Origin of the sequence: Streptococcus sp. HMSC065H07, from assembly GCF_001837325.1 — a bacterium.
GTDB lineage: Bacteria > Bacillota > Bacilli > Lactobacillales > Streptococcaceae > Streptococcus > Streptococcus salivarius_H.
Genome location: NZ_KV832030.1, coordinates 1 through 13,591, shown reverse-complemented (window position 1 = coordinate 13,591; position 13,591 = coordinate 1). Strand labels below are relative to the sequence as shown.

Annotated in this window: 14 protein-coding genes; all 14 read left to right on the top strand. The window is 40.1% G+C overall.

Going from position 1 to position 13,591, the window contains the following annotated elements; genetic code table 11:
- Positions 1-144 precede the first annotated feature (144 nt).
- The 14 genes from HMPREF2637_RS04525 to HMPREF2637_RS04460 all read left to right on the top strand — a co-directional run bounded on the left by HMPREF2637_RS04525 (position 145) and on the right by HMPREF2637_RS04460 (position 13,368).
- A complete protein-coding gene (locus HMPREF2637_RS04525) occupies positions 145-1,362 on the top strand; it encodes a CapA family protein (RefSeq protein WP_064524509.1) in 1,218 nt (405 codons plus the stop codon).
- Between the two features lie 321 nt (positions 1,363-1,683).
- Positions 1,684-1,950 carry an ACT domain-containing protein gene (locus tag HMPREF2637_RS04520; protein ID WP_021143456.1) on the top strand — a complete coding sequence of 89 codons (267 nt, stop codon included), beginning with the start codon at positions 1,684-1,686 and terminating at the stop codon, positions 1,948-1,950.
- Positions 1,951-1,967: 17 nt separating this feature from the next.
- Entirely contained in the window at positions 1,968-3,305 is a 1,338-nt protein-coding gene (locus HMPREF2637_RS04515) for a PFL family protein (RefSeq protein WP_064524510.1), read from the top strand.
- A gap of 116 nt (positions 3,306-3,421) precedes the next feature.
- A complete protein-coding gene (locus HMPREF2637_RS04510) occupies positions 3,422-4,126 on the top strand; it encodes a histidine phosphatase family protein (protein WP_002886392.1) in 705 nt (234 codons plus the stop codon).
- Positions 4,113-4,910 carry a M15 family metallopeptidase gene (locus HMPREF2637_RS04505; protein ID WP_064524512.1) on the top strand — a complete coding sequence of 266 codons (798 nt, stop codon included), beginning with the start codon at positions 4,113-4,115 and terminating at the stop codon, positions 4,908-4,910. Before HMPREF2637_RS04510 ends, HMPREF2637_RS04505 begins: the two co-directional genes overlap by 14 nt.
- Positions 4,907-5,488, top strand: a complete 582-nt coding sequence (locus HMPREF2637_RS04500) for a glycoside hydrolase family 73 protein (RefSeq protein ID WP_064524514.1) — start codon at positions 4,907-4,909, stop codon at positions 5,486-5,488. Before HMPREF2637_RS04505 ends, HMPREF2637_RS04500 begins: the two co-directional genes overlap by 4 nt.
- Before the next feature lie 193 nt (positions 5,489-5,681).
- Complete coding sequence (gene hrcA / locus HMPREF2637_RS04495; RefSeq protein ID WP_064524517.1) at positions 5,682-6,716, top strand: heat-inducible transcriptional repressor HrcA; 1,035 nt, start codon at positions 5,682-5,684, stop codon at positions 6,714-6,716.
- A gap of 38 nt (positions 6,717-6,754) precedes the next feature.
- A complete protein-coding gene (gene grpE, locus HMPREF2637_RS04490) occupies positions 6,755-7,279 on the top strand; it encodes a nucleotide exchange factor GrpE (protein WP_064525640.1) in 525 nt (174 codons plus the stop codon).
- Between the two features lie 84 nt (positions 7,280-7,363).
- Positions 7,364-9,187: a molecular chaperone DnaK gene (dnaK, locus tag HMPREF2637_RS04485; RefSeq protein WP_002886397.1), complete on the top strand. Its 1,824-nt coding sequence runs from the start codon at positions 7,364-7,366 to the stop codon at positions 9,185-9,187.
- A 191-nt stretch (positions 9,188-9,378) separates the two neighbouring features.
- Entirely contained in the window at positions 9,379-10,011 is a 633-nt protein-coding gene (locus tag HMPREF2637_RS04480) for a DJ-1/PfpI family protein (RefSeq protein ID WP_060973126.1), read from the top strand.
- A 154-nt stretch (positions 10,012-10,165) separates the two neighbouring features.
- Positions 10,166-11,299 (top strand): molecular chaperone DnaJ, encoded by a 1,134-nt coding sequence (gene dnaJ, locus HMPREF2637_RS04475; protein WP_002886399.1) that lies wholly within the window; start codon positions 10,166-10,168, stop codon positions 11,297-11,299.
- A 105-nt stretch (positions 11,300-11,404) separates the two neighbouring features.
- A complete protein-coding gene (gene truA, locus HMPREF2637_RS04470; protein WP_064524522.1) occupies positions 11,405-12,151 on the top strand; it encodes a tRNA pseudouridine(38-40) synthase TruA in 747 nt (248 codons plus the stop codon).
- Positions 12,144-12,905, top strand: coding sequence for a bifunctional hydroxymethylpyrimidine kinase/phosphomethylpyrimidine kinase (locus tag HMPREF2637_RS04465; protein WP_064524524.1), 762 nt, complete (start codon positions 12,144-12,146; stop codon positions 12,903-12,905). Before truA ends, HMPREF2637_RS04465 begins: the two co-directional genes overlap by 8 nt.
- Positions 12,895-13,368, top strand: a complete 474-nt coding sequence (locus tag HMPREF2637_RS04460) for an ECF transporter S component (protein ID WP_064524527.1) — start codon at positions 12,895-12,897, stop codon at positions 13,366-13,368. The genes HMPREF2637_RS04465 and HMPREF2637_RS04460 overlap by 11 nt, the downstream gene beginning before the upstream one ends.
- Positions 13,369-13,591 lie beyond the last annotated feature (223 nt).

Sequence of the window (13,591 nt, the reverse complement as noted above, 5' to 3'; positions counted from 1 at the left end):
ATACTGAAGTAGAGTTTTTATCTTGTCTAAGAAAACTGATCTTTTCAATCGTCGTGGAATTGAGATGTAACCGTTTATTAATCTTTTTTATCATCAATGGATAAGTTTTTTTGGTACACTAGAAGTATGAAAAAGGAGAGTATTATGAAACAGAGCCAGGCTAAAAAGCGTGACAATGCGATGACTAATAAGATTTTGATGGGGTTAATTGCTCTTGTCTTAGGTTTGCTTTTTCTTGAGATTTTAATTGTTCATAGTAAGAATGAACAGCAAAAGAATGCCTCGAACCAGGTACAGACAGCACGTATCATGGCCAATGGGGACTTGCTCTATCATGACGGTCTCTATATGAGTGCCCTACAGGCAGACGGTAGCTATGATTTTACGGAGAATTTTACTTATGTGAAGCCGTGGTTAAAACAGGCTGATTTGGTTTTGGGTGATTTTGAGGGAACGATCAATCCTGACTATCCCTTGTCGGGTTATCCTCTGTTTAATGCTCCTCAGTCAGTGACCGCAGCTATTAAGGATGCTGGCTATGATGTTATGGATTTGGCTCATAATCATATCTTGGATTCTGGTTTAGAGGGAGCTTTTACAACAGCTGATGCTTTTAAAGAGGTGGGCATTGATCCTGTTGGTGTTTATGAAAAGCCGGTGCGTGATAAGGCACCACTCCTCATCAAGAATATTAATGGTATCAAGGTTGCAATACTTTCCTATGCTTATGGTTACAATGGCCTAGAGTCGAACTTGACGGATAAAGAGGTTGCAGACCACTTATCGAATTTGGATGAAAAACGTATGAAAGCTGAGATTCAGCGTGCAGAAAAAGAAGCAGATATCACGGTTATCATGCCTCAGATGGGTGTTGAATATCGTTTGGAACCGACAGATGAACAGGTCAAACTCTATCATAAGATGATTGATTGGGGTGCCGATATTATCTTTGGAGGTCATCCTCATGTGGTTGAGCCTTCTGAGGTGGTTAAAAAGGATGGACAGCAAAAACTCATTATTTACTCAATGGGGAATTTCATCTCTAACCAGCGCATAGAGACTATGGATGGTGTGGATAGTGCAGAGTGGACAGAGAGGGGTGTCTTAATGGATGTCACTCTTGAGAAAAAGAATGGTCAAACCACGATTAAGACAGCTCAAGCACATCCGACTTGGGTTAACCGTACGCCTAAAGGAACAACTTCGCCAGAGGGGTATCCTTTGTATACTTACCAAACTTATATTTTAGAGGATTTCATTAAAGGTGGTAAATATAGAAATAAACTAGATGAAGAGACCAAAGAACGTATCGATACTGCCTATAAAGAAATGAATGCCCATGTTAATTTAAAATGGAAATAAAGCTAAGATATCGCCTAAATTTGGCGGTATTTTTTGTTTATCGACAAGTTACCCACAGACTTATCCACAGGTGTGGATAAGTCTGTTAACTATGTTGAATATTGATTTTTCAAGGATTTAATAGAAAGAAATTATTTAGGTTGTGAACAAGTTTATCCACAAGTAGTTAGGTCAAAGAGAGGATGTTTTTATAAACGATAATGATTAAATGTTGTTGAAACATTCGTCTTTTTTAAGAAAAAAGAGGCAATTTTTATAAAAAATAGCATTTTTAATCAAAATATGCTAAAATTATACAAAATAAAATGATGGAGGCTTCTCATGAAAGCAATTATTACAGTTGTAGGTAAGGACAAGGCAGGTATTGTTGCGGGTGTTGCGACTAAGGTGGCAGAACTTGGTTTGAATATTGATGATATTACTCAAACAGTCCTTGATGAATTCTTTACCATGATGGCGGTTGTATCATCGGAAGATAAGAAAGATTTTACACACCTACGTGCTGAATTAGAAGCTTTTGGTGAATCATTGAACGTCAAAATTAACATCCAAAGCTCAGCGATCTTTGATGCTATGCACAACTTGTAAGATAGGAGTAGTTTAAAATGGATATTAAACAGGTTACAGAAACCATTGCCATGATTGAGGAACAGAATTTTGATGTTCGTACCATTACCATGGGAATCTCACTCCTAGACTGTATCGATTCAGATATCGATAAGGCAGCGGAAAAAGTATATAACAAGATTGTATCTAAGGCTAAGGATTTGGTAACTGTTGGCGACGAGATTGCGGCTGAACTTGGTATTCCGATTGTTAATAAACGTGTATCTGTTACTCCGATTTCAATCATCGGTGCGGCAACAGATGCTACAGACTATGTACCTTTTGCGAAGGCGCTTGACCGAGCAGCTAAGGAAATCGGCGTTAACTTTATTGGTGGTTTCTCTGCGCTCGTTCAAAAGGGTTACCAAAAAGGTGATGAGATTCTTATCAATTCTATTCCACGTGCGCTTGCTGAGACTGATTTTGTCTGTTCGTCTGTCAACATTGGTTCAACAAAGACCGGTATTAACATGACAGCAGTACGTGACATGGGACGTATCATCAAAGAGGCTTCTCAGGCAGATCCAATGGGTCCAGGTAAATTGGTTGTCTTTGCCAATGCGGTTGAAGATAATCCATTTATGGCAGGTGCCTTCCACGGTGTTGGTGAGGCTGATGTTGTAATCAATGTTGGGGTTTCAGGTCCTGGTGTTGTGCAACGTGCAGTTGAGAAAGTTCCAGGCGAAAGTTTCGATGTTTTAGCTGAAACAGTTAAGAAGACTGCCTTCAAAATCACACGTGTTGGTCAGTTGGTTGGTCAAATGGCCAGTGAACGTCTTGGTGTCGAGTTCGGTATTGTAGATTTGTCTCTTGCGCCAACACCAGCAGTTGGTGATTCAGTAGCCCGTGTCCTTGAAGCGATGGGTCTTGAAGTTGTTGGTACACATGGTACTACTGTAGCTCTAGCTCTTCTTAATGACCAAGTTAAAAAAGGTGGTATCATGGCATGTAATCAAGTTGGTGGTTTGTCAGGTGCCTTTATTCCAGTTTCTGAAGATGAGGGGATGATTGCGGCTGTTAAATCTGGTCATATCAACCTTGAAAAATTGGAAGCTATGACAGCTATCTGTTCTGTTGGTTTAGACATGATTGCTATTCCTGCTGATACGCCAGATACAACAATCGCGGCCATGATTGCTGATGAAGCGGCTATCGGTGTCATTAACCAGAAAACAACAGCTGTTCGTATCATTCCTTATGGTAAGGAAGGTGACATGTTGGAACTTGGAGGTCTTCTTGGTTATGCACCAGTAATGAAGGTAAACAAGGCTTCATCGGCTGACTTCATTGCGCGTGGTGGTCAAATCCCAGCTCCTGTTCACAGCTTTAAAAACTAAGCGGATGATAAATGCTTTGCCAATTGGTAAGGCATTTTCTGATGGTCTCGTTGGCTAGATAGTCGAGGGGATTTGTGCTATAATGAATTCAAAAAATGACGGAAAGAAGGGGTGCTATGAGTAAGGTTAAGTTGTATATTGCGAGACACGGCAAAACGATGTTTAACACCATTGGTCGTGCACAAGGTTGGTCTGATAGCCCTTTGACCCCGTTCGGTGAAGAAGGTATTCGTGAATTGGGGGTAGGTCTGAAAGCAGCAGGTATCCCTTTCAAGGCTGCATATTCTAGTGATTCAGGTCGAACGATTCAAACCATGGATATCATTTTACGTGAGACTGGTTTGGAAACTATTCCTTATAAACGTGACAAACGTATTCGTGAGTGGTGTTTTGGTAGTTTAGATGGTGGCTATGACGGTGAACTTTTCTACGGTGTGCTACCGAGAACAGATGCTTTTCAAGGTAAAGATTTGCATGAGGTAACTTATCCTGAGCTTGCACAAGGTATCCTTGATGTGGATACAGCTGGTTGGGCAGAGCCTTGGGAAGTACTCAGAAAACGTATTTTAGAGGGATTCACAGCTATTGCAGAAGATCTTGAAAGGTCTGGTGGCGGTAATGCTATCGTCGTTAGTCACGGCATGACCATTGCAACCTTTGCTTGGTTAATTGATCCTTCTGTCGAGCATCCTTCATTGGACAACGGTTCGGTTACTGTTGTTGCTTATGAAAATGGTAAATTTACATTAGAAGCACTTGGCGATATGACTTATCGTCAGGTTGGGCGAGAGATAATAGAAAAAGAAAATGGTAAAAAATAACTATCCAAGTCGCCGTCAGGCGAAAAAGCAAACCAACTGGTTTTTGGTTATCAGTAGTGTCTTGATTGCAATGCTTTTGGTTGTAGCAGGACTTTATTCAGTATTTGGTGTTAGTCATACGGTTCAACAAACCAATGAATCATCAGTGACAAAAAGCAGCAAACAAGCTGCCAATGCGACTCAAAGCAAGGATACCAAGGGTCTGCCCGATGTATCACCTAAAGACTGGGAATTGCTTTTGGTAAATCGAGATCATAAGTCTAAGGAACTTAACCCTGAGATTACTGATGTCGACGGTGTTTCTGTAGATGCGAGAATCGCTAAGGCTGTTAAGGAGTTTTTAGCGGCTGCTCAAGAAATTGATCCAAGTTATCACTTGATTTCGGGTTACCGTAGTGTTGCTTATCAGACAGAACTTTATAACAGCTATGTTCAGCAGGAAATGGCTGCTGATCCAAGTTTGACAGAAGCTCAAGCTGAGAAAAAAGTTCAAACTTATTCACAACCACCAGGAGCGAGTGAACACCAGACGGGTCTTGCGATTGACATGAGTACTGTAGATAGCTTAAATGAAGCGGATCCTGATACTGTAGCTAAAGTCAAAGAGTTGGCGCCTAAATATGGCTTTGTTCTTCGTTTCCCAGATGGTAAAACATCGTCAACGGGTGTAGGTTATGAGGACTGGCATTTCCGTTATGTTGGTAAAGAATCAGCAGAGTATATGACCAAGCATAACTTAACCTTGGAAGAATATTTGGCATTATTAAAGGAGAAAGCTAAGTGAGACGACGTTTTAAACTAAAAGCCTTCATAACCTTAGTTGCTGTTTTCGCTTTAGGTATTCTCTTACCTTTAATTCTTCATGCGTCAACAGATGATAACGCTCGCTCGGTAAAGGTTGCTTACACGCAACAAGAATTTATTGAGACCTTAGCTCCAACAGCGCAAAAGATGTCTAAAAACTATGGTGTGCCTGCGTCTATTCTCCTTAGTCAAGCAGCATATGAGTCGAATTATGGTAGTAGCCTTTTGTCGGTCAAATACCATAACTTATACAGTCTAGTCGCTCAACCTGGTCAAGAACGTATTCGCTTAAAGGATAGTATCTACAGTAAAGGTAAATGGCAATACCAAAAGGTAGATTTTGCAGTTTTTAAGGATTGGTCAAGTTCTATGATGACTTATTTAGAAGAGCTTCGTCAAGGAACGTGGGGCGAGTCAACCTATAAAGAGGTGGCAGGAACGACGAGTTATAAAGTTGCGGCAGAAAAACTACAAGCTGCAGGTTTTAGCAGTGATCCAGATTACGCCAAACACCTCATCTCTATTATCGAGACCTATCATTTGTCAAAATATGATTGATAAGATTAGAGTACCTCTGAGGTGCTCTTTTTTTGATTTTCTAGGTCTTAAGATGTATTTTTAGCACTCTTGCAAAAAGAGTGCTAATTTTTTTGGTTTTTTGGGTTGACATGTTCAAGTTTAGGTGTATAATAGAATTATAAGTTAGCAGTCGGTGCGTAAGAGTGCTAATAAATAGAAATGAGGTGACATCGTGATTACGCAAAGGCAAAACACTATTTTGAATTTGATAGTTGAGATGTTCACTCGTACACATGAACCAGTTGGTTCTAAAGCATTACAAGATTCAATTGATTCAAGTTCAGCGACCATTCGTAATGACATGGCCAAGCTAGAGAAAATGGGATATCTTGAAAAGGCTCATACTTCTAGTGGACGTATGCCAAGCCGAGCAGGTTTCCAGTATTTTGTCGCTAATTCTTTGAATCTTGATACGATTGATGAACAAGATGTTTATCAAGTGGTTAAAGCTTTTGACTTTGAAGCTTTTAAACTTGAAGATATCTTGGATGCAGCGGCAAAGCTGCTGGCAGAAATGACAGGATGCACAGCAGTGATTCAAGATGTGGAACCGACACGACAACGTCTGACTGGATTTGACATTGTTCATCTATCCAATCACGACGCTTTAGCGGTTCTTACTCTAGATGAATCTAAGCCTGTGACAGTTCAGTTTGCTATTCCAAAGAATTTCTTGTCTAGTGATTTGGAAATTCTTCATAAGCTTGTTCAAGAACGTTTTTTGGGAAACACTGTCTTAGATATCCATTACCGATTGAGAACTGAGATTCCTCAGATTGTGCAAAAGTATTTCAAGATAACAGATAATGTTCTAGATTTGTTTGATTATATCTTTTCACAACTTTTTAAGGAATTGATTTTCATCGAAGGTAAGGTTGCATCACTGACCTATGCCGACTTAAAAACCTATCAATTTTTGGACAATCCACAACATGTGGCACTTGAGCTTCGATCAGCTATCTCCGATGATGAAGTGACCAAGATTTCGGTTGCAGAATCAACTGAAGAAGCGCTTGCAAATGTCACAGTTATGAGTCATAAATTCCTGATTCCTTATCGTGGGATGGCGCTCATGCATGTGATTGGCCCAGTTGAAATGGATTATCGTCGCATGGTTAGTTTGGTCAATGTTATTAGTAGAGTTTTGGTTATGAAGTTGACGGATTATTACCGTTACCTCAATAGTAACCATTATGAAGTTAGCTAAGATATAACATTTAAAAAGTATAGAAAGAGGTGTATGCCTTGACTGAAGATATTAAAAAAGAAGAAGTGAAAGAAGAGGAAGCTACGGGGACAACTGAAGAAGTTGTAGAGGAAGTAAGCGAACCTTCTGAACTTGAAGAAGCCCAAGCGCGTGCCGAAGAATTTGAAAACAAATACCTTCGTGCCCATGCAGAAATGCAAAACATTCAGCGCCGTTCTAATGAAGAACGTCAACAATTGCAAAAGTATCGTAGCCAAGATTTGGCAAAAGCAATTTTGCCATCACTTGATAACCTTGAACGCGCTCTTGCCGTTGAGGGCTTGACTGATGATGTCAAAAAAGGTTTGGAAATGGTGCAAGAAAGTTTAGTGCATGCTCTTAAAGAGGAAGGGATTGAAGAAATTCCAGCAGATGGTGATTTCGATCATAACTTCCACATGGCTATTCAAACAATGCCTGCAGATGATGAACATCCAGCAGATACGATTGCACAAGTTTTCCAAAAAGGGTATAAACTCCACGAACGCGTCTTACGCCCAGCTATGGTAGTTGTATATAATTAATTGAAAACTTGTCCGAAATGACAGAAAACTATGAATGAAAGATAAAAAAGCAAAATAGAAATTAAGTAAAAAGGGGAAAAACATATGTCTAAAATCATTGGTATTGACTTAGGTACAACAAACTCAGCAGTAGCAGTTCTTGAAGGAACTGAATCAAAAATTATCGCAAACCCAGAAGGTAACCGCACAACTCCATCTGTTGTGTCATTCAAAAATGGTGAAATCATCGTTGGTGACGCTGCAAAACGTCAAGCAGTAACAAACCCAGATACAATCATCTCTATCAAATCTAAGATGGGTACTTCTGAAAAAGTTTCTGCAAACGGTAAAGAATACACACCGCAAGAGATTTCAGCTATGATTCTTCAATATTTGAAAGGTTATGCTGAAGATTACCTTGGTGAAAAAGTAACTAAAGCAGTTATCACAGTTCCTGCTTACTTCAACGATGCGCAACGTCAAGCAACAAAAGATGCTGGTAAAATCGCTGGTCTTGAAGTAGAACGTATCGTCAACGAACCAACAGCAGCAGCCCTTGCTTACGGTTTGGATAAGACTGATAAAGAAGAAAAAATCTTGGTATTCGACCTTGGTGGAGGTACATTCGACGTATCTATCCTTGAACTTGGTGACGGTGTCTTTGACGTATTGGCAACTGCAGGGGATAACAAACTCGGTGGTGATGACTTCGACCAAAAAATCATCGACCACATGGTTGAAGAATTCAAGAAAGAAAATGGAATCGACTTGTCAACAGACAAGATGGCTCTTCAACGTTTGAAAGACGCAGCTGAAAAAGCTAAGAAAGACCTTTCTGGTGTTACTTCAACACAAATCAGCTTGCCATTCATCACTGCTGGTGAGGCTGGACCTCTTCACTTGGAAATGACATTGACTCGTGCGAAATTCGATGATTTGACTCGTGATCTTGTAGAACGTACGAAAACTCCAGTTCGTCAAGCCCTTTCAGATGCAGGTTTGAGCTTGTCAGATATTGACGAAGTCATCCTTGTCGGTGGTTCAACTCGTATTCCTGCCGTTGTAGAAGCTGTTAAAGCTGAAACTGGTAAAGAACCAAATAAATCAGTTAACCCTGATGAAGTAGTTGCTATGGGTGCTGCTATCCAAGGTGGTGTTATTACTGGTGATGTCAAAGACGTTGTCCTTCTTGATGTAACTCCATTGTCACTTGGTATCGAAACAATGGGTGGAGTGTTCACAAAACTCATCGACCGCAACACTACAATTCCAACATCTAAGTCACAAGTCTTCTCAACTGCAGCAGACAACCAACCAGCCGTTGATATCCACGTTCTTCAAGGGGAACGCCCAATGGCAGCAGATAACAAGACTCTTGGACGTTTCCAATTGACTGATATCCCAGCTGCACCTCGGGGTATCCCACAAATCGAAGTTACTTTCGATATTGATAAGAACGGTATCGTATCTGTTAAAGCTAAAGATCTTGGAACTCAAAAAGAACAAACAATTGTCATCCAATCTAACTCTGGTTTGACAGACGAAGAAATTGAAAAGATGATGAAAGATGCTGAAGCAAATGCTGAAGCAGATGCAAAACGTAAAGAAGAAGTAGATCTTCGTAACGAAGTTGACCAAGCTATCTTTGCAACTGAAAAGACAATCAAAGAAACAGAAGGTAAAGGCTTCGACACAGAACGTGATGCTGCTCAATCAGCCCTTGATGACCTTAAGAAAGCTCAAGAATCAGGCAATCTTGATGACATGAAAGCTAAATTGGAAGCTCTTAACGAAAAAGCTCAAGCTCTTGCGGTTAAACTTTACGAACAAGCTGCAGCAGCACAACAAGCTCAAGCAGGAGCAGAAGGTGCACAAACAGCAGATAACTCAGGCGACGATGTCGTAGACGGAGAGTTTACTGAAAAATAAGATGCAAAGCTCGTTAAAACCTCATAGTGAAAATAGGAGATTCGACGCAGAAACTTTAGTTTCTAGGAAGATTTATCTTTTTCACCAAGAGGTTAGGGCGTGCTCAATTCTGACTAATTGGTAAATGATAGTAAGAAATCCAGAGGTTGCAACCCAGCCTCTGTTTTTCGGTAAAATAGAGGATGTTGCGTATGAAAAAAGTACTTTGTATCATTTATCCTAATTTTTCTCTTTATGAGATAACCGCTTTAACAAGTACTTTAGCTTTGTCTTTTGGTGTCACGATTGATTATGCCGCTTCAGATCATTCGATGGTGGTCTCTGAGGATGGCTTACCCTGTCAACCGACCAAAACATTGGATCAAATCCGTATAGAAGAGTATTCTTGTGTGATTTTGCCAGGAATGGTTAACATTGGACCTGCTCTACAGGATGAAAAATTGATATCGTTTTTGAGGGAGCTTGGTGAGCAAGATGTCTTAATTGCAGCCATTTCTTCAGCCCCCCTTTTATTAGCCAAAGCAGGCTTGTTGAAGGACACGAAATTTACAGGTGGAATTTGGCAAAACTTCTTTGACTATTTTGAATTTCTTCCTCGTGAGAATTTCCAACCGAAAGTCCTTGTGCAAGATAAACAGATCATTACGGCTATAGGATTCGCACATCAAGAGTTTGCAAGGAAAGTGATTCTAAGTCTAGGGTTGGCAGAAAATACGGGCAACTATTTTAAAGAAAAAAACGAGTACGCTGAAGAGGATTTGTTATTTACTCTATCAGATGAAGAGTTTGATCAAGTGAAGCGAAGTATAGAAAACATCCTCTAAAGATTTACATAAAAATTATAGAAAGGAACAAAGAGTGTTCGAGAAATTGAACACGAGCGGAAAGCTAGGAAATTAGATAAACCTCCTAAGAAATCAGGATTTTTTGTCGGTTTCCTAAATTTCAGTTGCTTTCTGTTCGCTCTTAGTATCTTGTATGAACAATACCGAATATTACGATCGTCTTGGGGTATCTAAGGATGCCTCTCAAGATGAAATCAAACGTGCCTATCGTAAGATGTCTAAGAAATACCACCCAGACATTAATAAAGAACCAGGTGCGGAAGAAAAATATAAAGAGGTCCAAGAGGCCTACGAAACTCTAAGTGATGACCAAAAACGTGCAGCCTATGACCAATACGGACCAGATGGTGCGAATGGTTTTGGTGGTCAAGGAGGCTTTGGAGGCTTCGATGGTGGTGCAGGCTTTGGAGGTTTTGAGGATATCTTCTCTAGCTTCTTTGGTGGTGGTGCTACTCGTAACCCTAATGCTCCACGTCAAGGTGATGATCTTCAGTACCGTGTCAACCTAAGCTTCGAAGAGGCGATTTTTGGTGCCGAAAAAGAAGTGCACTATAATCGTGAAGCGACATGTAAGACATGTTCAGGATCTGGTGCAAAACCTGGAACAAGCCCTGTAACTTGTGGTCGCTGTCATGGTCAAGGGGTTATCAATGTTGATACGCAAACGCCACTTGGTATGATGCGTCGTCAAGTAACCTGTGATGTCTGTCATGGAACAGGTCAAGAAATTAAAGAGCCATGTCAAACTTGTCATGGAACAGGACATGAAAAACAAAGCCACAAAGTATCTGTCAAGATTCCAGCAGGTGTTGAAACAGGTCAACAAATCCGTCTTGCTGGTCAAGGTGAAGCTGGTTTCAATGGTGGTCCTTATGGAGACCTCTTTGTAATCATCAATGTTAATCCAAGCGATAAATTTACGCGTGATGGATCAACGATTTACTATACACTTAATATTTCCTTTGTCCAAGCAGCTCTTGGTGACACTGTCGAAGTACCAACGGTTCACGGAAATGTTGAGATGACCATCCCAGCAGGAACTCAAACAGGCAAAACTTTCCGTCTAAAAGGAAAGGGTGCTCCACGTCTTCGTGGAGGTTCACAAGGAGACCAACACGTTACAGTTAAGATTGTAACTCCTACGAAGCTAAATGATGCTCAAAAAGAAGCTCTCCTTGCATTCGCCAAAGCAAGTGGTGATGAAAAAATCGCACCACAGAAAAAAGGTTTCTTCAATAAAGTAAAGGATGCCTTAGAAGATTTATAAAGGAAGGACGCTTAATGCGTCTTTTTCTTTACGCCAAAAACTGTATGGGGTCAGTTGGCGATTGACCTACTTTTTATCCTTAAAAAAATCTGATATGATAATTCTATGGTTAGATACAAAGCGACAATTTCCTATGATGGTACACTTTTCTCAGGTTTTCAAAGACAACCAAATGCACGTTCCATTCAAGAAGAACTTGAAAAGACTCTCTTACGGTTAAATAGCGGTACACCTGTCACCGTTCATGGAGCGGGTCGTACAGATGCAGGTGTTCATGCCTATGGACAAGTTATCCACTTCGATTTGCCTCAGGAGCGGGATCCAGAGAAGTTACGTTTTGGTTTAGATACGCAATGTCCAGATGATATTGATGTTGTTAGTATCGAACTTGTATCGGAGGAATTCCATGCGCGATACAACAAGCACAGTAAAACTTATGAGTTCCTAGTAGATGCAGGGCGACCTAAGAACCCCATGATGCGTAATTATGCGACCCACTATCCCTACCCTCTAAGTTTAGCACCTATGCAGGAGGCTGCTAAGGGTTTGGTCGGTACACATGATTTTACAGGCTTCACAGCTTCAGGAACTTCTGTAGAAAATAAAGTACGCACAATTACCCAGGCTAGTGTATCTATCGATGAGAAAACTGGATTTTATATCTTTACTTTTTCTGGTAATGGTTTTCTCTATAAGCAAGTTAGAAATATGGTTGGCACCTTGTTGAAGATTGGCAATGGTCGCATGCCTGTTTCGCAAGTTAAGACAGTGTTAGAAAGTCGTGACCGTAATCTTGCAGGACCAACGACAGCTGGTAATGGTTTGTATTTAAAGGAGATACGATATGAGTAATGAGTTGATTTTAGCGATTTCAGGGAATGATATTTTTAGTGGTGGCGGACTTCATGCAGATTTAGCGACATTTACCACAAATAAACAGCATGGATTTGTGGCTCTTACCTGTCTAACAGCTATGACTGAGAATGGTTTTGAGGTCATTCCGGTTGATACTAATGTTTTTAAACAACAACTTGATTCACTAAAAGATGTCCCCTTCTCAGCAATTAAAATTGGTTTGTTGCCTAACGTTGAGATCGCAGAATTAACGTTGGATTTTGTTAAAAATCATTCTGATATTCCAATTGTCTTGGATCCCGTTTTAGTATGTAAGGAGACTCATGACGTTGAAGTTTCTCAACTACGTGATGAATTGGTTAAAATTTTCCCTTATATCACGGTTATCACTCCGAACTTACCTGAAGTCGAACTGCTTATAGATAGAAAGGTCAAGACTCTTGATGATATGAAGCATGCGGCTAGCTATCTCAATGAATTAGGAGCTAAGACTGTCGTTGTCAAAGGTGGAAACCGCTTGGATGGTAATAAAGCGATAGATGTCTTTTATGATGGAGCAGATTACAAATTGTTTGAGGAAGTTGTGTTGGATAAAAACAATACCGGTGCAGGATGTACATTTGCTTCAAGTATAGCTAGTGAATTAGTTAAAGGATGTTCAGAAACTGAAGCTGTGGCAAATGCTAAAGCCTTTGTTTATGAATCAATTAAACAATCAAATGAATTTGGAGTAGTTCAATATGCAAAATAAGAAAACAAAAGAGCTAACATTATTAGCGATCTTAACAGCTTTATCAGTGACCTTTGGATTCGTAGCTAAAATTCCAACTCCAACAGGGCTTTTAACTTTGGTAGATGCAGGAATCTACTTCACAGCCTTTTATCTTGGGAAGAAAGAGGGGGCAATTGTGGGCGGATTGTCTGCTTTTCTGATAGATTTGCTATCATCTGCTCCGCAATGGATGTTTATCAGTTTGTTAATCCATGGTGCACAAGGTTATTTTGCTGGCTTTAAAGGGAACTATCGTATCCTAGGTCTTCTGATTGCAGCAGTTGTGATGGTGGGTGGTTATGCACTTGCTTCAGTATTTATGTATGGAACAGGAGCTTCAATCGCAGAAGTGATTCCTAATTTCTGCCAGAATGCTTTTGGTGTAGTTGTTGGATGGGTATTGTATCAAGGATTCAAAAAAGTTCAGTCTAAAAAAGGTTAATAACATTACTAAACCCTATTGACAAGAACTAAATTGGGTGTTAAGATATAAAAGTTGTCTTAACAGACTTGCCACAAACTTGAAAAGGTTCCAAAACTTTAAAAAAGTTATTGACAAGATAAGTCAGAGATGATATTATAAATAAGCTGTTTCGGAAGGGGCGGCGAACACGAGAAGTAAAAAAACTTCAAAAAAGTGTTGACAAGTTATTCTAGATTTGCTA